The 23,633-nt window shown below is 60.9% G+C and carries 24 protein-coding genes and 3 pseudogenes; 10 read left to right on the top strand and 17 right to left on the bottom strand.

Going from position 1 to position 23,633, the window contains the following annotated elements:
* Positions 1-22: 22 nt before the first annotated feature.
* Positions 23-604, bottom strand: a complete 582-nt coding sequence (locus G7066_RS04025; RefSeq protein ID WP_166329267.1) for a phosphorylase family protein — start codon at positions 602-604, stop codon at positions 23-25.
* Positions 605-983: 379 nt separating this feature from the next.
* On the opposite strand from G7066_RS04025, the gene G7066_RS04020 reads away from it, so the two are divergent.
* Complete coding sequence (locus tag G7066_RS04020) at positions 984-1,337, top strand: hypothetical protein (RefSeq protein ID WP_244303275.1); 354 nt, start codon at positions 984-986, stop codon at positions 1,335-1,337.
* A gap of 146 nt (positions 1,338-1,483) precedes the next feature.
* Positions 1,484-1,975 (top strand): S-ribosylhomocysteine lyase, encoded by a 492-nt coding sequence (locus tag G7066_RS04015; RefSeq protein ID WP_205881523.1) that lies wholly within the window; start codon positions 1,484-1,486, stop codon positions 1,973-1,975.
* A 4-nt stretch (positions 1,976-1,979) separates the two neighbouring features.
* Here the strand turns inward: G7066_RS04015 and G7066_RS04010 are convergent, their stop codons facing one another.
* From G7066_RS04010 to G7066_RS03995, 4 genes and pseudogenes are all read right to left on the bottom strand, one after another.
* Entirely contained in the window at positions 1,980-2,735 is a 756-nt protein-coding gene (locus tag G7066_RS04010) for a nucleoside phosphorylase (protein ID WP_205881522.1), read from the bottom strand.
* Positions 2,736-2,778: 43 nt separating this feature from the next.
* The gene (locus tag G7066_RS04005; RefSeq protein ID WP_166329265.1) at positions 2,779-4,104 is read right to left on the bottom strand and encodes an amidohydrolase; all 1,326 of its coding nucleotides are present in this window, start codon (positions 4,102-4,104) and stop codon (positions 2,779-2,781) included.
* Between the two features lie 178 nt (positions 4,105-4,282).
* A pseudogene (locus tag G7066_RS04000) lies at positions 4,283-4,939 on the bottom strand (SDR family NAD(P)-dependent oxidoreductase); the annotation flags it as partial.
* Between the two features lie 4 nt (positions 4,940-4,943).
* Positions 4,944-5,729, bottom strand: a complete 786-nt coding sequence (locus G7066_RS03995; RefSeq protein ID WP_166329263.1) for an isoprenyl transferase — start codon at positions 5,727-5,729, stop codon at positions 4,944-4,946.
* 115 nt (positions 5,730-5,844) lie between these two features.
* On the opposite strand from G7066_RS03995, the gene trhA reads away from it, so the two are divergent.
* Positions 5,845-6,609 carry a PAQR family membrane homeostasis protein TrhA gene (trhA, locus tag G7066_RS03990; protein ID WP_166329261.1) on the top strand — a complete coding sequence of 255 codons (765 nt, stop codon included), beginning with the start codon at positions 5,845-5,847 and terminating at the stop codon, positions 6,607-6,609.
* A 9-nt stretch (positions 6,610-6,618) separates the two neighbouring features.
* Here trhA and G7066_RS15725 read toward each other — a convergent pair whose 3' ends face one another.
* Genes G7066_RS15725 through G7066_RS03970 form a run of 5 tightly spaced genes read right to left on the bottom strand, consistent with a single transcriptional unit; the run spans position 6,619 to position 10,472 of the window.
* Positions 6,619-7,092: a PhnE/PtxC family ABC transporter permease gene (locus G7066_RS15725; RefSeq protein WP_244303274.1), complete on the bottom strand. Its 474-nt coding sequence runs from the start codon at positions 7,090-7,092 to the stop codon at positions 6,619-6,621.
* A complete protein-coding gene (locus tag G7066_RS15720) occupies positions 7,080-7,505 on the bottom strand; it encodes a hypothetical protein (protein ID WP_244303273.1) in 426 nt (141 codons plus the stop codon). Before G7066_RS15720 ends, G7066_RS15725 begins: the two co-directional genes overlap by 13 nt.
* 10 nt (positions 7,506-7,515) lie before the next feature.
* Positions 7,516-8,319 carry a phosphonate ABC transporter ATP-binding protein gene (locus G7066_RS03980; protein WP_166329259.1) on the bottom strand — a complete coding sequence of 268 codons (804 nt, stop codon included), beginning with the start codon at positions 8,317-8,319 and terminating at the stop codon, positions 7,516-7,518.
* Positions 8,319-9,230, bottom strand: coding sequence for a phosphate/phosphite/phosphonate ABC transporter substrate-binding protein (locus tag G7066_RS03975; RefSeq protein ID WP_244303272.1), 912 nt, complete (start codon positions 9,228-9,230; stop codon positions 8,319-8,321). The genes G7066_RS03980 and G7066_RS03975 overlap by 1 nt, the downstream gene beginning before the upstream one ends.
* A gap of 48 nt (positions 9,231-9,278) precedes the next feature.
* On the bottom strand, positions 9,279-10,472 hold the full coding sequence (locus G7066_RS03970) for a TIGR03364 family FAD-dependent oxidoreductase (RefSeq protein ID WP_166329257.1): 1,194 nt from the start codon (positions 10,470-10,472) through the stop codon (positions 9,279-9,281).
* Between the two features lie 368 nt (positions 10,473-10,840).
* Here G7066_RS03970 and G7066_RS03965 point away from each other — a divergent pair, with 368 nt between their 5' ends.
* The 4 genes from G7066_RS03965 to G7066_RS03950 all read left to right on the top strand — a co-directional run bounded on the left by G7066_RS03965 (position 10,841) and on the right by G7066_RS03950 (position 12,987).
* Positions 10,841-11,431 carry a GntR family transcriptional regulator gene (locus G7066_RS03965; RefSeq protein WP_244303271.1) on the top strand — a complete coding sequence of 197 codons (591 nt, stop codon included), beginning with the start codon at positions 10,841-10,843 and terminating at the stop codon, positions 11,429-11,431.
* 28 nt (positions 11,432-11,459) lie between these two features.
* Positions 11,460-12,233 carry a phosphonatase-like hydrolase gene (locus tag G7066_RS03960; RefSeq protein WP_166329255.1) on the top strand — a complete coding sequence of 258 codons (774 nt, stop codon included), beginning with the start codon at positions 11,460-11,462 and terminating at the stop codon, positions 12,231-12,233.
* A gap of 24 nt (positions 12,234-12,257) precedes the next feature.
* The gene (locus G7066_RS03955; protein ID WP_166328070.1) at positions 12,258-12,401 is read left to right on the top strand and encodes a hypothetical protein; all 144 of its coding nucleotides are present in this window, start codon (positions 12,258-12,260) and stop codon (positions 12,399-12,401) included.
* Positions 12,402-12,522: 121 nt separating this feature from the next.
* A complete protein-coding gene (locus G7066_RS03950; protein WP_166329246.1) occupies positions 12,523-12,987 on the top strand; it encodes an SRPBCC domain-containing protein in 465 nt (154 codons plus the stop codon).
* 6 nt (positions 12,988-12,993) lie between these two features.
* On the opposite strand, the pseudogene recQ reads toward G7066_RS03950, so the two are convergent.
* The 3 genes and pseudogenes from recQ to mca form a co-directional block, all read right to left on the bottom strand.
* A pseudogene (gene recQ, locus G7066_RS03945) lies at positions 12,994-14,871 on the bottom strand (DNA helicase RecQ).
* The gene (locus tag G7066_RS03940) at positions 14,871-15,116 is read right to left on the bottom strand and encodes a hypothetical protein (protein ID WP_166329244.1); all 246 of its coding nucleotides are present in this window, start codon (positions 15,114-15,116) and stop codon (positions 14,871-14,873) included. Before G7066_RS03940 ends, recQ begins: the two are co-directional and overlap by 1 nt.
* Positions 15,113-15,982 (bottom strand): mycothiol conjugate amidase Mca, encoded by an 870-nt coding sequence (gene mca / locus G7066_RS03935; protein WP_205881521.1) that lies wholly within the window; start codon positions 15,980-15,982, stop codon positions 15,113-15,115. Before mca ends, G7066_RS03940 begins: the two co-directional genes overlap by 4 nt.
* 86 nt (positions 15,983-16,068) lie before the next feature.
* Here mca and G7066_RS03930 point away from each other — a divergent pair, with 86 nt between their 5' ends.
* Both G7066_RS03930 and greA read left to right on the top strand, forming a co-directional pair.
* Positions 16,069-16,554 (top strand): DUF4307 domain-containing protein, encoded by a 486-nt coding sequence (locus G7066_RS03930; RefSeq protein WP_166329242.1) that lies wholly within the window; start codon positions 16,069-16,071, stop codon positions 16,552-16,554.
* Positions 16,555-16,696: 142 nt separating this feature from the next.
* On the top strand, positions 16,697-17,182 hold the full coding sequence (greA, locus tag G7066_RS03925; protein ID WP_166329240.1) for a transcription elongation factor GreA: 486 nt from the start codon (positions 16,697-16,699) through the stop codon (positions 17,180-17,182).
* A gap of 14 nt (positions 17,183-17,196) precedes the next feature.
* Here greA and G7066_RS03920 read toward each other — a convergent pair.
* Together G7066_RS03920 and G7066_RS03915 are read right to left on the bottom strand one after the other, a co-directional pair.
* Positions 17,197-18,452 (bottom strand): annotated as a pseudogene (locus G7066_RS03920) (APC family permease).
* A 174-nt stretch (positions 18,453-18,626) separates the two neighbouring features.
* Positions 18,627-20,348: an amidohydrolase gene (locus G7066_RS03915; RefSeq protein WP_205881520.1), complete on the bottom strand. Its 1,722-nt coding sequence runs from the start codon at positions 20,346-20,348 to the stop codon at positions 18,627-18,629.
* A gap of 134 nt (positions 20,349-20,482) precedes the next feature.
* Between G7066_RS03915 and G7066_RS03910 the strand changes: the two genes are divergently transcribed.
* Complete coding sequence (locus G7066_RS03910) at positions 20,483-21,091, top strand: TetR/AcrR family transcriptional regulator (RefSeq protein ID WP_166329238.1); 609 nt, start codon at positions 20,483-20,485, stop codon at positions 21,089-21,091.
* Between the two features lie 25 nt (positions 21,092-21,116).
* On the opposite strand, the gene ilvA is transcribed toward G7066_RS03910, so the two are convergent.
* The gene (gene ilvA, locus G7066_RS03905; protein ID WP_166329236.1) at positions 21,117-22,358 is read right to left on the bottom strand and encodes a threonine ammonia-lyase; all 1,242 of its coding nucleotides are present in this window, start codon (positions 22,356-22,358) and stop codon (positions 21,117-21,119) included.
* Positions 22,355-23,554 (bottom strand): AI-2E family transporter, encoded by a 1,200-nt coding sequence (locus G7066_RS03900; RefSeq protein ID WP_166329234.1) that lies wholly within the window; start codon positions 23,552-23,554, stop codon positions 22,355-22,357. The genes ilvA and G7066_RS03900 overlap by 4 nt, the downstream gene beginning before the upstream one ends.
* Positions 23,555-23,633: the final 79 nt, after the last annotated feature.

The following is a 23,633-nucleotide window of genomic DNA, read 5'->3' as shown; positions in this document are numbered from 1 at the left end:
CGGCACCGAGCCCGCCCCAGTTTCAACTGAGGTGATCGCCCCAGAATGCTCGCAGCTGTTCACTCTTACGAAAGACGATGGTGTCCCATTCTTCGTCCGTTGTCGACGAGTCCGCGAAGTCAGAGGGAATCTTAAACACCTGAAGCGGCACGCCGAAACGCTCGCACACACTCGCAAACGCGTAGGTCTCCATATCTACGAGTGCTGCCCCCAACTCGTGAATGTGGGCGCGCTGGGCGTCATCCTTTACAAACACATCACCGGTCGCAATGGTGGTGGTGTGCTCCGGCAGGATCACCGGGCCCGCCAGTCGCAGCTCCGGTGATGGGAGCGAAAAGTCGTGCTGCACGGCTCCCGTGACCTGGTACACCGTGTTGAGATCGAGGCGGTGTTGCCCCTCACCCACTACGCCTGCGGTGCCGAGCACAACAACACGTTCAACACCGCTCGCAGTTTCGAGCTTCGGATCCCGAGCCGCGAGCGCCTCCGCCAGCGAAACGGCCGCGTTGATCTTGCCAACCCCCGTCACGAGATGAGGCACATCGGCGAACGCTGTCGCTTCATCGCGGTGCGCAAACACCAGGAGGGTTGAACTATTCGGCATAAAAACTCCCGGATGCGAACGTACCTTACAAGAAAATTTCGATTCAAGCCTAGCGCTGAACAGGAATCTGCCGTACACTGATAAGCTGAGTACGCTTTTGAACCGCGTGTTTTTCGCAGGAAGCCTCGCCCCCGACTTTTATCCAGAGACGGGTGAGACGGGTAGGGCCCTGCAGAATTACTCCAACTCCGCGAGAGTTCAGCACCGCTCAGCTTGCAGGGCTTGACGTTTGATCCCAGATTCATTAGTCGCCTGGCTAGCAGTTCAGAGTGCGCCCCAGCGCACAGCATTACGACGCCCACAGATTGGGCAATCGGCAGCTCGCTGCGCAGAAAGGCGCGAGCCGCCACGTGCACCTTGTGCACCAGGAAGGACCATTATGAAAAACTACAGCACCACACGCCGCGCAACAGGCCGCAAAACTGCCGTGCGATCCCATACCAACGCAGTGCCCTCATTCACGGAGGATACGGCGACCAACTCTGCACGCACCCCTTACCACGCCCTCGGTGGCGCAGAGGGGATGCGGGTTCCCGCATGGGCACAGCACCGCTCGGTCTACCGCGCGGGCGGGCGCACTCTTTACCTTATCGAGACTGACCGCGTCAGCGATGCTACTCTCGACCTGAAGCGACTCAGCCGTGCTGGCTGGGAAGTTCAGGTGGCCGAGGACCCAACAGGCCCCGCCACCCGCATTGCGCTAACCCGCAGGGAACTGGCTAAGGCGGCATAGCAGCTAAGTGCCCGCCGTCCCGCCCGCGATCCTCAATCCGGTGTAGCCATATTGTGAGTTGAACTCTGCTCAACTCACAATATGGCTACACCGGATTTATGACGTCGGGCTTCGCCGCGCGAAAACCCGCTCGCTACACTTGGCGCATGAGCGATGTTGAACTGGCAGAGGTGGAGAGTTTCTCCCTCGACCACACCAAAGTGTTGGCCCCGTATGTTCGCCTGATCGGAGTTGAGCACGGACCCAAGGGTGATGCGATCTCAAACTACGACATTCGCCTCGTGCAACCGAACGCGGGAGAAATACCGACCGCCGGTCTGCACACGATCGAGCACACGATTGCTGCGCTTCTGCGCACCCGCTTCGACGGCCTCATCGATATCTCCCCGTTTGGCTGCCGCACCGGCTTCCACCTGATTGCCTGGGGCGAGCCGACTCCCGAGCAGGTCGCCACGGCGATCAAGAACTCCCTTGAGGATCTTGTGGAGCGCGTCACATGGGACAACGTGCCCGGCACAGACGTCTTCAGCTGCGGCAATTACCGAGATCACAGCTTGCACTCCGCGAAGGAGTGGTCGAAACAGGTACTGGAGCAAGGCATCAGCCTAGACGCGTTCGACCGCTCGCGGATCGCGTAGACCGTTAAGAAACCAGCACGTCAAGCGCCGCGGTGAGCGCACCGTCGACCGCCTGCGTCACGATTTCGCGGTAGGGATCGTAGCCACCCATCGAGTCGTCCTTTTCGGCAAGTGGGTTACCGTCGATCGCGAATACTGCACCCGACTCGATCCCGTGCAGTGAGGCGATCACAAACAGCGCAGCCGCCTCCATCTCAACCGCGACAACACCTGCGCGCTGCCACATGCGGTGGTCGATGCCGGTGATCACGTCACTCGGGTAGAACATGTCGCCCGTCAGCACGATACCGCTGTGCACCGACAGCCCCGTCGTCGCAGCCGCACTTCGCAGCGCAATTGTCAGTTCAGGCGTTGCAATCGCGGGGAACTCGGTCGGCACAAGCTGGTGGCTCACACCATCGGCACGCACAGCACCGGTCGCCACAACAATCGCCCCGTCAACAACCTCGGGCTGAATGCCACCGGCGGTACCTGAACGAACAATCCGAGTCACGCCACCGCGAGCAAGTTCTTCGAAGCAGACTGCCGCGCCCGCAGCTCCAACGCCGTGTGACGCTACCGTCACGGGCACGCCACGGTAGGTACCTGCATACACGTGGTACTCACGATTCGCGGTGAGCTGACGAACGTCGTCGAGGCGTTCAGCAACACGAGCCGCACGGCCAGGATCACCAACTACCAGCGCGCGGTCTGCAAGGTCTGCGACACGGGCACGCAGCAGAGGGAGTTCAGCGTCGGAGGGAAGCCTAACGGGTGACATTAATTTGAACCTTTCGGTGATGAGGGTTTGGTGAGACGACGGCTCAAGCGCCGGCTGCAGCACGAATTCGCTGCCCGGCAACGGCCGCACGGCGCCGAATTGCAGCCGCGTCAAGAGTGAGATGTGCGCCGTCGGTGTAAACATGGCGGCCACCGATAAACACCTCTCGCACGTCGGCACCTGTTGCGGCAAAGCCGATGTGTGAGACAAGTGCCGCGGGGTCGAAGGGAGTCGCAGACGAGCCCGTCACATCGAGCGCAATGACATCGGCGAGCATGCCCATCTCGAGCGCACCTGTCTCAGAAAACCCCAGAGCATCAGCCCCACCGCGAGTCGCAATGTGCACAACCTCAGCTGATCGCACAATCGCGGCATCCTGCCGAACGCCGCGTTGTAGGATCGTGCCCGTTTTGATCTCCTCGAACAGGTCGAGGCTGTTGTTACTTGCAACGGAGTCAGTGCCGAGGGCCAACCGCACCCCGGCATCAACCATCTCGGGCAGACGGGCGATACCGTTGCCAAGCTTCAGATTTGAAACAGGGTTATGGCTGACGGCCACACCCTCCCGAGCAAACAGCGCGATCTCGCTGTCGGTCAGGTGCACGCAGTGCGCTGCAAGCACATCAGCCTCAAAAAGCCCAACGGAGTCGAGGTGGTCCCCCGGTGTCGCGCCGTACTGCTCAAGAATCTGCTCGACCTCCGCCGTGGACTCCGAGATGTGGGTGTGGATCGGGATCCCGCGTTCGACCGCCCTGCGCGCAATATCGCTCAGAAACTCGGGCGGGCTGGTGTACGGCGCGTGCGGGCCGTAAGCGATCCTAATTTGCGGATCGCCGGCGTATTGCTCAGCAAGCGCTTCGGTCGCGGCGACGGCATCGTCGCCATTGTTTGAGGAGACACTCGGAAATCCAACAATTTCAGGCGCAAACGTGGCCGGAGCCGCCATGACGCGCATGCCCGCCGAGCGCACGAGCTCGATCAGTTCAGCATCCCAGTGGTACATGTCAGCGAAGGCGGTCGTGCCGGTTTCGATCATTTCGACCATGGCTAGTTGCAGTCCAAGTGCAACATCTTCATGAGTGAGGTGCTGCTCGTGCGCTTGCACCGCCGCAAGCCAGGGCATAAATCCCTCGTCATCAGACACGCCGCGCAACAGGGTCATGGCCGAATGAGTGTGCCCGTTCACAAGGCCCGGCATCAAGACCTGGCCCACCAGATCTTGCACCATCGCGTCGGCAGGGATCGCGGAATCGGGCCGCGCGGATCCGGCATAGGTGATCCGGCCGGTCGCGTCGAATGCCAGCTCGGCACCAACCACCACACCGGTGGGCGTCAGCATCGCGTCGGCCCTCAGAATCGTCTCGGTCATCGACTTCTCCTCTTTCCTCTGCTTTACCAACCGGGGGTGGCCAGCATGCCGCCATCAACGGCGAGATCCTGCCCCGTAACAAACGACGCCGCGGGCGACGCCAGCAGCACACACGCATTCCCAATGTCGGCGGGGTGGCGAGGCGTCCGAGCGGTGCTTTCTCACGCCAACTTGCAACCCCCTCGGGCCACGCCTGCTCCAGCCCGGGTCGTTCAACGAGCCCTGGTGACACCGTATTCACCCGGATCCTTTCGGGGCCAAGCTCAAGCGCTGCAGCTCGTGCGTGCATCACCAGGCCAGCTTTGGCAGCCGAGTAGTGTGCATGCGCAACGGCCGGCCGGCTCGCTTCGATCGAGGCAATGTGCGTGATCCAGCGGTCACAAGTTACTTCAGGATCGGCGTCGCGATCCTCACCCATCACTCTAGCGGCGGCCCGGGACAGTTCGAACACCGCCCCGAGGTTGGTGCCGAGCACCTCGTCCCACTCAGCGCGACTCGTGTCGGCAAGCATTGTAAGCGGCTGGATCCCGGCGTTGTTGACGAGCCCGTCGAGGCCACCAAACGCTCGGGAAGCTTCGCCCACGAGAACCTCCGCAGCACCGGGCTCGCTCAGATCTCCCCGTACCGCCACGGCGTCAGTGCCGTGCTCACGGAGTTCTTCCACCAGGGCAAACGCCGCGTCCACCGAACCGGGAGTCACGCCCCGGTAGTGCACTGCCACTCGCGCTCCCGCCGCCGCAAAGCTACGAGCGATTCCACCCCCAACCCCGCCAGAAGCCCCTGTTACCAGCACCCGCTGGCCCGAAAGGTCTGGCAAACTACTGTCTCGCCGCATCACGTTAGCTCCCCAATCTGCGCTGTCGTGTGGAGTAGTCACGCAGCGCACGCAAAAAATCGACCTCACGCAGGTCGGGATACAGCGCCTCAACAAAATAGAACTCTGAGTGAGCAGACTGCCAGATCATGAAGTCTGAGAGGCGCTGCTCTCCAGAGGTCCGAATCATGAGGTCGGGATCAGCCTGCCCACGCGTCCAGAGGTGCTCACCGATTGTCTCGGGTGTGAGTCGCTCAGCGAGTGTGTCGATCGACCCGCCAGCTTGCTGATGCTCAGCAATGACGCTGCGCACGGCAGCGGTAATCTCGCTGCGTCCTCCGTAGCCCACCGCAAGGTTAATATGCAGACCCTCATGGTCGGCGGTTTTTGCTTCAGCCTCAGCGAGCGCTTCCGAAAGTTCCCGCGAAAGACCCTCGCACGAGCCAACATGCTTTACACGCCAACGGGGATTCTCAGCCAGCAAAAGCGCAAGCTCGGCAACAATACCAAACAGGTCGTTGAGTTCTTCGCGATCCCGCGCCTGCAGGTTGTCAGCCGACAGCAAATAGAGGGTGACGACTCCGATGCCCGCTTCTTCGCACCAGCCCAGAAACTCTGGAATCTTGCGGGCGCCCGCGCGATGCCCAAACGCGGCGCGCTCCTGTAGGCGCTGTTTGGCCCATCGACGGTTTCCGTCGACAATCACTGCGATGTGGTGTGGGACTCGGTCGAGATCAATCTCTCGTCGAAGTCTGCGCTGATACAGCCGGTACAGCAAACCGGTGCGCGGAGGCTTTGGCGGAGTGTTCATCCTGATGATTCTATCGGGCAGGGGGCGACCGAAGCTCCGAGTTGCGATCACCAACTAGCTGGGCATTCTCTACACATATGCCTCCTCAGATTTGTGGGCAACGTACACTCAGGACATGACCCCTCAAGGTGCTCCTGAGCACAATGAACACACCTTTCCCGAGCCCGATGCAGTGTCGCTGCCTCTGCTTGAAGACGAACTCACACACGCTGAGGACACACCCACAGCCACGGTTCCCGAGACCAAACCCCTCTGGCGCGGCTGGCTACACGCGGGCACCTTCCCCGTGACAATCGCCGCCGGCGTTGTGCTCATCTGCCTCGCACACGGCCCAGTGGCGAAGTGGGCCTCTGCCGTCTACATGCTGTCGAGCATGTTGCTATTCGGCAATTCGGCGCTGTACCACCGCATCAACTGGCGACCCGAGATCAAACAGGTCTTCCGCAGAATTGATCACGCCAACATTTTTGTTCTCATTGCCGGAAGCTACACGCCTCTCGCCCTACTCGCTTTACCGTTCGACAAGGGCATCCTGTTGCTCGTTCTAGTGTGGGTTGGCGCACTGCTCGGCATCGGCTTCAGGGTGTTCTGGATCAATGCACCACGGTGGCTCTACGTTCCGCTCTATGTTTTGCTCGGCTGGGCGGCAATGATGTACATCGTCGATATCGCCCACGCCAACCTCGCAACGATGGTCTTGATTGTCGCCGGCGGCCTCTTGTACACACTCGGCTCGGTTGTCTATGGACTTAAACGTCCAAACCCGTTTCCAGGAGTCTTTGGCTTCCACGAGATCTTCCACGCCCTCACGGTGCTCGCGTTCCTGTGTCACTGGGTCGCAATTCTGCTGATTGCGCTCGATCCGGTGTATCTGCGGTAGTGCGCCCACCTACTGCAGTCGTTTACGAATCCACGCGGAGGCGAGGTCAACCGCAACGATCACAATAAGAATGATCAGCAGATACGTCAGTATCTCGTCGAACTGAAACGTTTTGATCGACTTGTTAATGAGCAATCCGATGCCACCTGCACCGACCAGTCCAAGCACGAGCGAAGATCTCACGTTGACGTCGAAGCGGTAAAGCAACAACCCCGTGAGCTGCGGCAAGACACTCGGAATCGTCGCGTTTGCGACGACCTGCCACCGACTCGCGCCCGCCGTCCGTAGCGCCTGCTCGGGGCCAGGGTCGATGTCTTCCATCGCCTCAGACCATAGCTTCCCCATCACTCCGGTGTTGTGGCAGATCAGCGCGAGTACACCCGCAAACGGCCCGAGCCCCACGGCGGTCACAAAAATCAGCGCAAACACAATGTCGGGTACTGCACGGAAAAACGAGAGGATCCCTCGCGCTACCTGATACACAACGGCGTTGGGGATGTTGTGCGGGAGCCGAGCACCGCAAGCAAGAGCGCCGAGGGGATCGACACAGTTGTTCCAAGCAACCCGATCCACAACGTTGTGAGCGCCCCAGCAACACCTGCGCCAACCACCTTCGGGCTCAGATCGGGCGGAATCGCCTCCGAGAGAAAGTTGAACATGCCGCGAGCACCGGTCACGAGCGCATCTGGCCTGAAGTCTGTTGCCTGAAACGCCATCCAGTGCAGCACCGCAAGCACCAGAATAATGACACCCCACGACCCAGCGCGGTAGGGAACCTTGGGGTCGCGCGGCACCGCGAGTGAGCGGATCGGCGCGGCCGCCCGTTCCCGCGACCCGTCAGGCAACTGCGAAGAAACAGTGCCCTCCTCGAGCTTTGAAGTAAGCGTGTTGGTCACGAGAGATTCCTCACAGGTACAGGGACGCCAGCTGGACGTCGTCGATGTCAATGGTGGGTGCGTCAAACACCAGATGCCCGCCGCGCAACCCAACCACGCGGTGCGCATAGGCGCGGGCGAGATGGGGTTGGTGCAGCACCGCGGCCACGCCCAGCCCCTCATCGACCGCCAGTTCGTGCAACAGTCGCATCACGTCGTCAGCGGCTTTGGGGTCGAGCGCAGAGACGGGTTCGTCGGCGAGGATCATGCGCGGGCGCTGGCACAGCGCTCGCGCGATGGCAACACGCTGCTGCTGACCGCCCGACAGGCTGCCCGCACGGTCGTGCGCCCGGTCGGCGAGCCCGACTCGCCCAAGGCACGCCATCGCTTCTTCTTTGAGCTCGCGCCCGTACACTGGCGGCAGCGAGCGCCATGCGGGAAGCCGCGAGAATCCGCCAGCACACACGTTCTGCAGCGCGGTGCGACGCGACACCAGATGGATCTTCTGAAACACCGTTGCGGCGGCACGGCGGGCCTCGGTACGGCGAGCGCTGCTCGCCTCGTTCAGCTTCGTGCCCGCAATCGTGATGTCGCCGGAGTCTGCCTCGATGAGTCCGTTCACGGCTCGCAGCGTCGTTGATTTGCCGGAACCGTTCGCCCCGAGAAAGGCGACTAGTTCGCCCGCTCGCACCTGCATGCTCATGTCTTTGAGCACCACACGATCACCAAAACTCTTGGAGATCGCCTGCACGTCGAGCAGCACCTCTTTTTCGATACGAACCTCAGTCACCGCGCTGTCTGCGCGCGTCTCGCCTGCAACCGTTGCGACACTCATTACACGTCCTTCTCGGTGAGGCCCATTGTCTTCGCGAGATCAAAAAGCGGCTGGTAGGTGTCAACGGTCACGGGGATCAGCGGGCCAGCCGGATCCACCCCGAGAAACGCACTGACCTGCTCGACGTCTGTGGCCTCCAAGCCGAGCAGCGCCTCTTTCACGGCGTCTTGAAAATCTTGCGGCAGATTCTTGCGCACGGTCACCGGGTCGTTCGGGATCTCCTCCGACTTCCAGATCTGGCGGAAGTTCGACTGATCGAAGCTACCTTCTTTAGTCGCAGTTTCGAGCGTCTGCGAGTTGATCTGCGCCGCATCAACGGTTCCGTTGACGAGCATCAGCAGTGCCTCGGGGTGCCCGCCAGCGTAATCAGCGGTCACTTTGTCGGCAATCCCGGCCTTGGTCAGCGCCGACATTGGCAGCGCATCGCCCGAGGTGGAGCCGGGGCTACCCAGCGCGAGCGTCTTGCCCGGCAGGTCTTCGATGGTCTTGATCTTCGAATCCTTTGGAACCCAGATGCCAGCGGTGTAGGTAGTGGGCTGGCCTTTGGCATCACCGAATGAGACCATTGGCACAGCCCCGGCACGCTCGTTCGCAAACACAAACCCAAGCGGGCCGAACTGGGCAATCTCGAGCGAGTCGTTCTCCATTGCGAGCACCTCGGCCGCGTAGTCCTCGGTGATAATCATTTCAACCGGGCAATCAAGTTTCTTTGAGAGCGCATCCCCCAGAACCTTATAGGCGGGGCCGAGAGCTTCGGGATCCTCGTAGGGAAGAATGCCGAAGCGGATCTTGCCGCCGGGGCAAGTTGCTGATTCAGCGCCGGAGGCGCTGTCTTCACTCGCTGAGCAGCCAACGAGGCTGATGCCGAGCAATGCGACCGCTGCAGCGGCCATCAGAGTGTTCTTTTTCACGATGCTCCTAAAGGTTAAAAAGGAAAATTGTCGGGAGGGTCAGTCACATCAGCTAGTTAAGTTGGTTGTTTCAGTTGCGAACTCGTGCGCAGTACCCTCGCCGGATTCAAGCGCAGCAACGGTGCGCGCGCCGAGTGCAAGCCCCACGGTCATACCTGTTCCCGTTGTGACGGTGACAGCGGTCACACCGGGCAGCGGCTCCTCACACAGGATGTCTTGGCGCTGACTAGTCGCGTAAAGCCCCTGCCAGCGCTCGAGCACCTCGAGGCGTTCCGCGCCCAGCAACGCGGCGACCTCCCCCAGCAAAATCTGAGAGCAGTGCTCATCTTGAAACGGCGGGGCGGTGTCGAAGTTCGCGTGAGAATCCCCAACGAGCAGGGTGCCATCCGCCTGCTGTGTAAACATGACGTTGGCGTCGATCTCAAGCAATTCGGGGCGAGTCACACTCAGTTCAGCGCGTAGCTTGACAGACGCGGCTCCTTCGAACAGCCCATAACGCAGCATTGAGGTTCCGGTGAGCACCGCGGGTCCAATCCCCATGCGGTGTGGCGCGCGCACCCGTGACATCTGCAGCGCACACTCCACTACGCCACCGCGCTCCGCGAGCTCAGGGAAGAGGCGCCCGACGAGATGACCGGCCGCCACAACCGTGTGATCGGCTTCGAAACGCCCACGATTCGTGTCAACCACACCGGTGTCGATACCACGCACGGTCGTGCCGAAGCGCACCTCGCCGCGCTCGTGCGCGTTCACCCAGGCGGCGATTCGTGCCACCGCAGTTCGTGGGTCTGCCGTGAGGTCGCCAGGGAGCAGGAGCGCCGATAGTATCCGCGTTCCACGCCCCTGTGCCCCACTGCCGAGCCCCAGTTGTTCGGCAGCCTGATTCGATGTGAGCAGCTGCGCCCCATTGGGGGCACGATCAGACATTACCTCGTGCAGCACTGCCTCTTCAGTCGGGGTGGTCGCAACCACGAGGGTGCCAGAACGGCGCGCATCGAGACCGGTGCGCTGGGCCAGGCTCAGCCAGATAGCGTTTGCCTCGCGCGCAAGTTCACCAAGTTCGCCAGCCTGCACGGAGGTACCAACGTGCCCAAAATTTCGCACGCTTGCAAGCACTGCGGTGGCATCTTGTTCAATCACGGTAACGCGATAGCCAGCGTCAAGAGCAGCCACGGCATGCGCCAGGCCAACAATTCCTGCGCCGATAACGACGAAGCGCGGGGCGTGTGTATGGATGGTCATGGGTCGATCTTGCGTGCAACAAAGTAGTCAATACAACTTTTTAGCGCGCTGTTCTCGCAGCATTCACTGTTGCGAGAAAATTGCCGCATCTTGTCATGTTTTGTTCATTCCCCGGTCACCCAACCCCAGAAAAGAAGTAGTGACAACTTGTAATCTATGGTCATGAGCACCAACACCCCTCTACACGCCCAGCTGTATTTAGAGATGCTGGGCCGCATTGAGGGGGAAATTGGCGGGCCGGGGATCGGGTACCCAGCGAGAAGTCTCTGATTGAGGAATTCGGTACCTCTCGCGGCCCCGTCAGACAGGCACTCGCCGCGCTGCGGGCGGAAGGATTGATTGCGGGTGGGCGTGGGGCGCCACCACGAGTGCAGCGCACAACCCCTGCCCAGTCGTTCGACATATTCATGTCCTTCACCGAGTGGGCGCGGGATCTTGGGTTTCGACCTGGCCAACTCTCGATTGAGACGAGCAGGCATCCCGCGAGCGAAGATATCGCCCGTGAACTCAACGTTGCCCCCGACAGCCCCGTTGTAACGATCACCCGACTGCGGCTGCTTGACGACCAGCCGGCGATGCTGGAACGCTCAACTTTCCCCTACGAAATCGGGCAGCACCTCTTGCCCGCAGGAGTGGACACCGGGAGTCTTTACCAGGCTCTGCGCAGCCACGGCATCGTACCGATGCGCGCCCGGCACGTAATTGACGCGGTGGGCGCAGGCTCGCTTGAGGCGAAGTATCTCGGTGTCGAAACTGGGACCCCGCTACTGCGGGCGCGCCGTGTGTCAACCAGCGAGCACGGAGCGGTTATTGAAAGCGCCGACGACCAGTACCTGCCATCGATGGCCAGCTTCGTGGTCGAGAACTCCGCAGCGCAACGAACACCGCTGTTGCGAGAAGCCGGCGAGGCAACGCGCGATCCACTCGCTGCGGGCGCTGGCCGCCTGTCACACAACTAGATCCCCCCCCAGCCCCCATAGGAGAATCATGATCACACTCGCAGTTTTCGACATGGCCGGCACCACCGTGAACGACGGTGGTGGCGTGTATCAAGCCCTCAAACAGTCTGTGGAAGAAACAGGGGTCACCGTTTCTGAAGCAGACCTGCAAACCTGGATGGGCACCGAGAAACGCGCAGCAATCACCGCCCTGATCTCGCTTGGCGGTGGCGATCCCGAGCACCCCGCGGACAAGGTCGATGCCACCTTCGACCGTTTTCGCGCGATTCTATCGGAACTCTACGCGGCGACTCCCCCGACCCCGATTGCGGGAGCACCTGAGGCTATTGCGGCACTGCGAGCAGACGGAATCAAGGTAGCCCTGACCACCGGGTTCTCGCGCGACGTGGCGACCGGAGTGCTCGACGCACTCGGATGGGGCGTTGAGACAGAGAAGCTCGACCCGGCGGCGGTATCTGCAGGTTCGGGATCCGCGACCTCTGACGCAGTAACCGTTGACGCGCTGGTGTGCGGCGATGAGGTGGCGATGGGCAGGCCTGCCCCCTATATGATTCATCGAGCGATGGAACTGACAGGTACTCTCTCAATCGAAGAGGTACTCGTCGCGGGTGACACGCTCGTTGATGTCACCGCCGGATCCAATGCGGGTGCCAAGATCACTCTCGGTGTGCTCAGCGGAAAACTCGTCCGCGAAGACTTTGCGGGCCAACCCCACGCCGATCTCCTTGAATCGGTTGCGCAGGTGCCCGACTACCTGCGCAACCGTGCAGACCTGCATCTTCAAAATACCTCCCCAAGTTAACGCCAGGCGTTTTAGAATGCCATTGTGATCAAGTCGTTCGGCGACAAAGAGACCGAACGACTGTGGCGACGAGAACGAGTGCCCTCGGTTGACCCGAGTATTCACCAGGTGGCACTGCGAAAGCTTCGTGCGGACGGAGACTGGAGCAGAGGAAGTGGAAATCGTTGACTACCACTGACAAGCTAGCGCCCGTCCATCTTGATCTCGCCGAAGACCGGGCCGCCGAGCAAATAGCCACGATTACGCCACTGCAAGTTGCGTGATGACAACGTGAACCGGAGGAACCAGAATGAATCCCGAACTCGATCTCACCATTGAACGTGTCATTCGTGCACCCCGGGCAGCAGTCTGGGACGCGTGGACAACACCGGACCTCTTCTCACAGTGGTGGATCCCGAAGCCCTACCTGTGCCGGGTTGATTCGTTCACCCCAAAATCGGGCGGCGGGTTCATCACCTCCATGAGCGAGGACGGTCGAGAGTACGGTCCCCACATGGACGCGGCGTTCCTCGTCGTCGACAGGCACGAGCGATTGGTGTTCACAAACGCGGTGGACAGCAAGTTGCGGCCGGCCTCGCCTGCTCCTGTTGCGGTAAGCGGCGAGGTTACTCTCGCAGACCATCCCGAGGGCACCCTGTACCGAATCATTGCACGACACGGCACCCCCGAGGCTCTCGCTCAGCACAATGAACTTGGTCTCTTTGAAGGGTGGACCTTCGTCACGGAGCAACTCGCCAACCTCGTTGAATCCTGACAGAAGTTACCCCTGCAACACTCCAAGCACCGCCGCCCCGTAGCGCTCCAGCTTCACCTCACCGATGCCGGAGATCGCTAGGAGCGCCGCATCGTCACCGGGCATGTGCACCGACAGCGCAGCGAGCGTCGCGTCACTAAACACCACGTAGCCAGGCACGCCCTGTCGCTTCGCTTCTTCAGCACGCCAGGATCGCAGCCGCTCAAACACCTCGGCCTGATCGGCGGTGAGGTCGGCCGCAGCGGCTGACCGCTTCGATCCAGCGCCGGATCCTGACCCCGGTGCCCCGCGCACCGCACGCCCACTGCGCCCGGCCCGCACCACAACCTCTTCGCGCATGTGCACCTCGGCCTCACCGCGCAACACCGGTTTCGCCGCTTCGGTCGGTGCGAGCACACCCCACTCGCCCTGCGCTTCAAGTAACCCAACCGCGAGCATGTGCCGCACCAGGCCACGCCACTGGGCGACAGACCAGTCTTTGCCAATCCCCAGGTTGAGAGCTCGTCGAGCCGCATCTGCGTGACCCGTTCTGAAGCAACCCCGCGCAGCACGTCGATGTGCTGGCCAGCGGCGTAGGTGCGCGAGCGTTCGCGCTGCGTGCGGATCACCGTCGAGAGCAGCATCTGTGCCGGGATCGTCGCGTTCCACAAACTTGGCGGATTGAGGCAGACATCACAGTTGCCACAGGCCGCAACCCCGGTCTCACCAAAGTAGCGCAGCAAAAACACGCGCCGACACTCAACACCCTCGCAGAGCGCAAGCATCTGGTTGAGATGCCGCGTCTGATTCGCGCGCGTAGCGGCGTCGCCTTCCCCGACTCGATCATCTGCCGCTGCTGCACAACATCGGCGAGGCCGTATGCGAGCCAGGTTTCGGAAGGCAGACCGTCTCGGCCCGCGCGACCCGTCTCTTGGTAGTAGCCCTCCACCGACTTCGGCAGGTCGATGTGTGCGACAAAACGCACGTCGGGTTTGTCGATGCCCATGCCAAAGGCAATGGTGGCCACCACAACCACACCGTCCTCACGCAAGAATCTAGTCTGCGCTTCAAGACGCTCAGAGGCAGGCAAGCCCGCATGATAGGCAACCGCATCAATACCCGCGGCGCACAAAGCTGCAGCAGTCTGCTCGACTCGCTTGCGGCTGAGCGCGTACACAATTCCGGCCTCGCCCGAGTGCGAACCTCGCACAAAGTCGATCAGCTGGGCGCGCGCGTTCTGCTTCGATTCGATGCGGTAGCGAATATTGGGGCGGTCAAAACTCGCAACAAAGTGTCGCGCGCCGCCGAGGTGCAGTCGCTCGGTGACCTCACGGTGAGTCTCGGGTGTCGCGGTCGCCGTAAGCGCAATCCGTGGTACCTCGGGCCAGTGCTCGGCGAGCGCCCCGAGCCGCAGGTAGTCCGGCCGAAAATCGTGCCCCCACTGCGACACACAGTGAGCCTCGTCGATCGCAAAGAGCGCAATGCGGCCACGCTTGAGCAGTTCGACCGTACCCGCAGCGGCCAAGCGCTCGGGGCGAGGTAGAGCATTTCCAGCTCTCCTGCGGCGTAGGCTCGCTCAACCTCGCGGCGATCCTCGATGCTCATGGAAGAGTTCAGTGCCGCAGCATTCACACCCGCGAGCCGCAGCGCAGCCACCTGATCGTGCATCAGCGCGACAAGCGGCGAGAGCACAATCCCGGTGCCCTCACGAATCAGCGACGGGATCTGGAAGCACATCGATTTGCCACCGCCAGTGGGCATCAGCACAACCGCGTCGCCCCCTGCGATCACGTGCCGAACGACAGCTTCCTGCTCACCTCGGAAACTGTCGTAACCAAAGACCTCGGAGAGAACCAGCAGCGGATCGCGTGCCGCGCGGGCAGAAGCCCCGTTATCGCCCACCATCACAAATCAGCCACGCGGATCGGAGTCCTGAGCCTCTCCCCGGCAAGTTCATTCGCAATATCTTCACGAATTTCTGACCGGTACGCATTACGACGCAGTCGCTTCACCAGGTTGAAACCGAGCAGAATAATGGCAACGGCAAGTATGGCCACCATCACGAATCCGGCAACACCCGGGGTCACCTTGTCGGGATCAAACTCAGCGTTCTTCTCGGCAATCCACATCATTTGGTTCATCAAAGTCACGCGATCTTCTCCTCAATCCCCTGAAACAGATCTGCTTCAAACTCGCTCGTTGCCACCCGCGAAGCCGCGAGACGGTAATCCTCAAACGGCCAGGCCTGTCGCTGCAGTTCGTTCGGCCAGAAGAAGAACGAACTGTCGGGCGCAACCTGGCTCGCGTGTGCACGCAGCGCCTCGTCGCGGCGCTCGAAAAAACGACCGACGTCGATCTTGGCGGTGCCCCGGTTCGGACGGCGGGACATCCACTCGCGCATCTCTGCGAACTGCTCAATCAGCGGCGATTCGGGCTCGTGTTGCAGCAGCCACTGGTACACCGACTCCATACGCTCTGCGTTAAAGATCTCTTCGTAGTAGAGCTTCTTGATGGTCCAAGGTTCGCCGGCGTCGGGATAGCTCTCGGCGTCACCCGAGACCTCCCATGCAATCTTGCTGACCTCGTGGCAGCGAATGTGGTCGGGGTGGGGGTAGCCACCCTGCTCGTTGTAAGTGATCATGACGTGCGGACGGAACTCGCGCACGATCCGCACGAGTGCCTCAGCTGAGACCTCGGCGGGAATATCGGCGAAGGAGCCAGCTGGCACAGGATCGCCCTCGTCGGGCAGCCCTGAGTCTTGATAGCCAAGCCAGCGGTGTTCAAACCCAATAATGTCGCGAGCACGGGCCATCTCGTCGCGACGCAGGCCTGCAAGATCACGACGACTCTTGGGATCGCGGGCGACCAACTCGTTCAACACATCACCACGCTCGCCACCCGTGCAGCTCACAATCAGCACCTCAACACCGTGGTCAAGATAGTGCGCGTAGGTTGCGGCACCCTTGCTGGATTCGTCATCGGGGTGCGCGTGCACCGCGATCAACCTGAGCGTCATGCGCTTCCTTTCACAAGTGCCTCCCGGAAGTTCCCGGTACGCTGGCAGTGGCATCTAGTTTAGCTTTGTTCACATCGGAGGATCCCGTGTCACAGGCCGCCTCCCCGGCAGCACCCCCACTCGATCCTGACGCAACCGCGGCGAACGCCTCGGTTTCTGCGCCAGCCACAACCACACAGAGCCTCGAAGATCGTTACGGACGCGGTAAAAAACGTCGAGTGGATCGCCGCTTCGCTTGGATTGCGGGCGTCACTCTTGTCATCGCAGGAGTTGCTTTTCTGGCCTTCAGCGGCTGGCAGAACGCGAATCAAATCAAAGCACAAGACATTGTCTTCAAAAAGACAGGCGAGTTCTCGGGCACGATGAAATTTGAAGTGACGGCTCCGGCGAACACCCCCGTGGCCTGCGTGGTCGAGGCACTCAACACATCGAAGGCATCCGTTGGCTGGAGCGTAGTTGAACTGCCGGTGAGCGACAAGCGCATCACAACGGTCAACGCGCCCGTACACACGGTTGGCCCGGCTACAGCCGCCTACGCAAAGGAATGCTGGATCGTCGAACCCTCCAAGTAGGTTTCGAGTAGTTCGACATACTTGCGAAAATGCGACCGCCGAGAATCTCCACTGATATTCTTGATCGCGCGCCCTAACCTCGTTGGGGCGTTGCGCTTATCCCGCGCGGCACACCGCGCATACTCTGAAATGAGGATCGACCATGGCCGAACCCACGCAGACTTGGCTGACGCAAGACGCTTTTGACCGACTCAAGGGTGAGCTTGACCATCTGACAGGATTTGGCCGAAAAGACATTGCGGCCCGCATTGAGGCGGCCCGCGAAGAGGGCGACCTGAAAGAGAACGGCGGATACCACGCCGCCAAAGACGAGCAGGGCAAGATGGAGGCGCGCATCCGTGACCTCGAAGAGCTGCTGAAGCACGTCGTAATCGGCGAGGCCCCGAAGGCGCAGGGTGTCGTTGAGATCGGCACCGTCATCACTGCGGAGCTCTTCGGCGACGAAGAGCGCTTCCTGCTCGGCAGCCGCGAACTCGCTGATGGCTCAGACCTCGACGTGTACAGCGCCGAGAGCCCCCTGGGGGCCTCGATCCTTGGTCTCAAAGTGGGCGAAGAAGCAAGCTACCGGGCCCCCAACGGTAACGAGATCGCGGTCAAGATCCTCGCGGTCGATACCTACACTCACTGAGATAGGCCGTCGGGCTACTCGTACATCCCGATATTGATTGGGCCCGTGAGATCCGGCGCCGCTGCTCGTAACCCCCGGGTTTTCACGAGCAGATAAACGACCCCTATCGCGAGCCAGATTCCACCGATGACCATGGAAACTGTGTCAAGGCTCAACCACAACCAGACGTTGATGACAACACCTATGGCTGGGACCACTACGAATCCGAGCCAAGCATCAGCGCTCCGACGCTTCAAAAAGCGGAAGAACACGAAGACCACGGAGAGATTCACGAAGGTGAACGCGATAAAGGCTCCGAAGTTGATCATTGACGCGGCCTGATCCAGATCCACAAACAAAGCGGTAAGCGCGATAGCAGCAACGATCAGTACGTTTACAACGGGTACTCCGGTGCGCGGGTTCACTCCACCGAACAGTCGTCTCGGCAGTGCTCCGTCACGTCCCATTGCGTAGAGAAGCCTGGCCGCGCTCATCTGCTGTGTGATGCCACACCCGAGCACGGCCATCATGTAGCCCCCAACGAAGATGGCCTGAAACGCCGCCCCACCGATGTACTTCGCGATCTCGGGTGACGCACCGACCACATCGGCAAGCAGGGTAACGTCTGGGAAGAGGGTCTGCATGACGTAGGTCACGGTGATGAAAAACGCTCCGGCAACACCGATGATGATGAAGATCGCGCGGGGATGTCTCGCTCCGGCTTTTCGGCTTCTTCAGCCAACGTAGACACCGCGTCGAAGCCGAGAAACGAGAGCGCGAGTATCGCAGCACCAGCGGCAATAGACACCATCTGAATATCGCTCGAGAAGAACGGCGTTGCGTTGAATTCGGCACCGTTTGCGCCGTTCGAGATGTTCACGATCGTCAGCACCACAAACACCACGGCAACAACAAGCTGGATGGACACCAGCAGCACATTCATGCTCGCGGCAAGCTTCACACCCATCAGATTGAACACGGTGCAGATACCGATTGTGAGCAGCACCCACACCCAAAACGGCACGTCAGGAAACACTGCGCCCATGTAGATCGCCGACAGAATCGCATTGATCATCGGCAGCAGCAGGTAGTCGAGAGTGGCTACCCACCCGACGAGAAAGCCCAGGTGAGCATTGATCGCTTCCTTCGCGTAGGTGTAGGCCGATCCCGCGATCGGAAAGAACCGCACCATACGTGAGTAGCTAAACGCAGTAAACAGCACCGCGACGATCACAACAAGGTAGGCCAACGGCACATGTCCGTCGGTCTCCTCCGCCACTATGCCAAACATGTCAAATACCGCCAGGGGTGCCATGTAGGCGAGTCCGATGAACACAAGGTGCCGCAGTTTGAGCGTTCGTTTGAGTTGGCCGGATTGATGCGTAAGGGTGTGAGCAATCTGGTCGTCACCCGCGGCGATTGCGGAGTGGGATGGCAGCGTTGACATCGTTGGTAGTCCTTTTTGTTAAGAAATGTGAGAGTGTGAATGCTGGGCAGCGTTCGGTTCGCTGCACGCCTGGCCGTGCCCAGCAGGGTCCGAAAGCTTAGCGGCGACAGCGACTCCGTTGAGCTCGCCACGCAAGTCGTGGATCGCGGTTCCTCCGACAACCGTGAGGTCAGCCTGCTGCTCGAGAATCTCCTGGGGCTCCATACTGTAAAGGTCACCCGACCACACGACCAGGTCAGCGAGGTAGCCGACCCGCAGCATGCCGACAGTGCTTTCACGGTGGAATGCCTCAGCACCGCCCTTGGTGTATGCCTCAAGCGTCCGGTCAAGATCGAGACGCTCTCCCACGGTCCAGGCGTCCTGCCCGTCCAGTCGCGCACGCGTCATGGCACTGTAGATTCCCACGAGAGGATCCATCTCACCCACTTGCCAGTCGCTCGAGAATGTCACACGAGCCCCAGACTCGATCATCGAGCGGAAACGCCATGCGCGATCCCACCGAGCCTCACCGACATTGTCCATCCAGGTGCCTGCCACGAGGTCGGGAGACGCGTGCCGCGGCTGCATCGCAGCAACAACTCCGAGCTCACGGAAGCGTGGCAAATCTTCGGGGGCAAGACACTCAACGTGCACAATGCCGTGCCGTGCGTCGCGGGCACCGTTGGCCTGCAGCGCCGCTTCGATTGAGTCGAGAGTGAGCTGCGTCCCCCAATCACCGGTGGCGTGCGTGTGTACCTGATATCCGAGCCGGTCGAGCTCGACAAACAGCTTCGTAAACTCTGTTGGCTCCAGGCTCGTGTGCCCACGATGCCCTGGCCGGTTTGCATAGTCAGCGAGCATGGCCGCGGTGTGGGGTTCGATCACGTCATCGGCGTACAGCTTGACGGGCCCGAGAGCGAAGCGGTCGTGCTGCGGGGTTTCACGAATCGCCCCAGTAATGCGCTCACGAAAGTCTCCGTCAGCACCCACCGGGTGGTAGATTGCCGCGATGGTGCGAGAAGTGAGTTTACCCTCGCGCTCAGCCCGGGCGAACAGATCGAGTTCGGCGAGTGGGACCTGCGGTTCCACGACGGTCGTGATGCCAACACGAGCCGCCATCTCTAGACTGTTCGTAATCTTGCGGTAGCGGCGATCCGGTGAATACATCGGAATGTCTCGCTGCAGCTCGGCCAGACCGGCAATGGTCATCGCGCTCGTGTAGAAGTCGGTAATCCATCCGGTTGGTTCACCAGTGGTGGCATCGACTTCAGGGTTACCCCAGGCGATATCGCCACCGTTGAGTATGCCAAGCTTGGCAAGCGCCGGGCGGTTGAGCCACACGGAGTGCTGATCGTAGGTCGTAATAAAAACGGGTTTGTCGGTAACCCCAACAAGATCATCGGCGTTGGGCCGTCGGCCCTCCACGACGGAGTACAGCGCGTTCTCTGCGCAGACCCAGTCGAGTTCAGGATGCGTTTCGGCAAACTCCGCGATGCGAGCACGCACTACGTCGAGGCTCTGCACCTGGTCGAGACTCACCGCGAGATCGTCAAACCCGAGCAACAGGTGGTTGTGGGTATCTGCAACTCCCGGGGTGAGCAGACGCCCTTCCAATTGCACCGTGTGTCGAGCCTCTGGAGCATCCTCAAGAGAACCGACGTAACTAATGCGGTTGTCAGTGACCCCGAGGGCTTCAGCCCAGGGCTGCTCGGGATCAAACGTTCGGATCCTGCCGCCCGTAAAGAGTGTGTCGACCACCATGTCTACTCCTGCTTATTCAGGTCCGCGCTGGGTGCGGACGAGTTCTTTTACTCAAGAGTAAATTAATTTACGCAAATGTCAAGAAACTCGATTGGGTCAGCGACTCCGCCGCCCCAACTGCCATACTGGCTAACATGGCACGTCCGAGCACCCAGAAACAGCGCCGCCGAGAAGTCATTGATGCCGCACTCGATGCGGCGGCCGAGCACGGGCTACGCAACCTGTCGCTCACCGATGTGGCGAACCAAGCAGGGGTGACACGTGGCGCACTGCTGTACTACTACGACGATCTTGAAGCGATCCTCGTTGAGGCACACGCTGCGGGCATGGCGCGCGTCGGTGAGGAACGCGCCGCTCTTGTGACACAACGGGTGAGCGCCGCCGAGAAACTCGCCACCGCTATCGAAGCGGGCCTTCCGCGGGGCCCGGAGGACGCCCTGATGCGGTTGCTGTACGAGTTCGACGTACTCGCCGGAAAGTCTCCCCTGCACGATGAGCTGGTGCAGAAGCTTTACAGCGAGCAACTCACGCTGTATCGCCACATCCTCACTGAGGGTGTGGCGAGCGGGGAATTCTCGCTCACCGGCCCACTAGACGACACCGCAATGAACTTTGTGGCGCTCGAAGACGCCTACGGCCTGCACATCGTCGCGGGTGGCAGCATCACCGTGCCAGACGCACTTCGCGCAATCAGGGTCTACGCTACCCAAGCGGGCGCGCCGCTACCGCCACAGAGCGCTTAAAAACAGCGCCTCCGGGCTCTTCGAATCAGTATTTCTCGCCGACCCGCACCGAGTATCCAGCTTCACGCAACGCCTGCACAACCCGTTCACCGTGCTCAAGTCCACGCGTTTCAACGTGCAGTTCCAGTTCCACCTCGCTGATCGGAAGCTCTGTCGCGTGCCGCGTGTGGATCACCTCCACCACGTTCGCATTGTTCTCGGCAACGATAGTGGCAGTGCGCACCAACTGCCCTGGAATATCAGGCAGCAGAATCCTCAGCTTGAGGTATCGGTCAGCTGCCGCAAGGCCGTGTCCAATCACGCGCTGCAACAGCAGCGGGTCGATGTTGCCGCCGGAGAGGATCGTGGCCGTCACACCGGTAGCCTCGATCTTACCCGCGAGCATCGCGGCAACTCCGGAAGCACCAGCGGGTTCTACAACAAGTTTGGCCCGCTCGAGCAGCAAAACGATCGCACGAGCAATGTCGTCGTCGCTGACGGTGACAACCTCATCGACGTAGTCACGAATAATCTCGAAGTTCAGTTCACCCGGCCGTGCCACGGCGATACCGTCGGCGATCGTCGGCTTGGTGGCGATAGTGACTGGCTCGCCCATGCGCAACGAGTCGGGGTAAGCAGCGGCATTCTCAGCTTGCACGCCGATAACCCGCATCGGACGCCCCTGACGGTCCGCAATCAGTTTCGCGACGACGGCAACACCGGCGATCAGACCACCGCCACCGATCGGCACCACGAGGGTTTCGATATCGGGCGCGTCAGCGAACATCTCAAGGGCCACAGTCCCCTGCCCCTCGATCACGGCTTCGTCGTCAAACGGGGGCACGAAGTGCGCACCGGTCTCGCGCACAAACGCTTGCGCGGCCTCGTTGGTTTCATTGAAAGTGTTGCCGTGCAGAATGACCTCGGCGCCGTAGTTGCGCGTTGCCTGCAGCTTCGGCAGGGCAACTCCCAGGGGCGTAAAGATGGTGGCTTTGATGCCGAGCTCTCGCGCCGCAAAAGCCACCCCCTGAGCATGGTTACCCGCGGAGGCCGCTACAACCCCGCGCGCCTTCTGTTCGTCGCTCAGCTGAGACAGATGATTATAGGCTCCACGAAGCTTATACGCGCCGGTGCGCTGCAGGTTCTCACACTTGAGGTAGACCTGAGGCACTCCCAGTACGTCGGCAAGAAATCGCGACGACTCCAGTGGGGTGCGCTGTGTGACCTCGTGCACCTTCTTCAACGCACGCTCGAACGATGCGAGGGTGGGCGCGAATGTTTGGATCATGAGTTTGCTCCCTTGCGTTGCAGACGCGAGACAATGCGGGCTCGGTGTTTGGCTTTTTGGTGAATCTTGGCGCTTCGGTGGTAATCGGCAACGGGATCGGTTCCCGGAGTCCACTCTTTACTGACCAGCACGTTCACAATCGAGTTGGCCGCCGCCGCGAGCGGCACCGCAAACAGTGCGCCAGGGATCCCGGCTACCAATGCACCCGTCGACACGGCGAGCACAACACCAAGCGGGTGCACCTTTACGGCACTGCCCATCACGAGCGGCTGCAGCACGTGCCCCTCAATCTGGTTGACCAGGATCACAACGCCCAGCATGACAAGCGCGTTGACCGGTCCGTTGTAGATCAAGGCGATAAACGCGGCCAGCAGGCCGGTCGAGATCGCACCGAGGAATGGAATGAAGGATCCGAGGAACACCAAAATACCGATCGGGATCGGAAGCGGCACCCCGAGCAACGCTGCGCCGACACCGATGCCGACCGCGTCAACAAATGCCACGAAGATCTGCACACGCACATACTGCCCGACCGAGATCCAGCCAGAGATGCCAGCGGCGTCGACTGGGGCGTGAGCTTTAGCCGGCAAAAAGCCGAGCACCCAGTACCAAATACGTTTGCCGTCGATCAGCATAAAGATGAGAGAAAAGAGCGTCAGTAGGCTGCCGGTAATGACTTGCCCGGCGGTGGTGGCAACGCCGAGTGCGCCGCTCCAGATCTCGCCCTGGTGTCCCTCGACCGTCTTCATAATCTGCGCGACAAACCCGTCGAGTTGGTCAGCGGAGAAACCGAACGAGCTGCCCTCAATCCAGTGCAGAAACTCCCACCACACTTCTTCGGAGCGCTGCGCAAGGTCAGAGAATCCGCTGCGCAGTTGCGTCACAATAAGGGTGACGAGAATCCACACCGACGCAATAAACACGGCTAGCGCGATAATCACGCCGAGCCAGCGCGGGGCCCCGCGCCGCTCAAACCAGTGCACAACCGGATTAAGCAGGGCAGTCAGCAAGATCGCGATGAGCAGCGGAATCACAATGATCCGCACCTGAACGATGAGCCACAGGAACCCGGCGAAGGCAAGCCCGATAATAATCAGGCGCCACGACCAGGCAGCCGCCACGCGAACGCCAAGTGGCAGCTCATCGGCAGTGATCTCGGGCACCCCGGGTTTGCTCTCGCTGTTGTGTTCTTCCACGACACAATCCTACCGATCAGCATATGCTCACTTGCTCACCGGCATTCAGGAACCGCTACAGCAGTTTGCCCAACCAGCG

Source organism: Leucobacter coleopterorum (assembly GCF_011382985.1).
In the GTDB taxonomy this organism is placed as follows: Bacteria; Actinomycetota; Actinomycetes; order Actinomycetales; family Microbacteriaceae; genus Leucobacter; species Leucobacter coleopterorum.
Note: the sequence above shows the minus strand (reverse complement) of the source record. Positions and strands in the feature narration are given on the sequence as shown.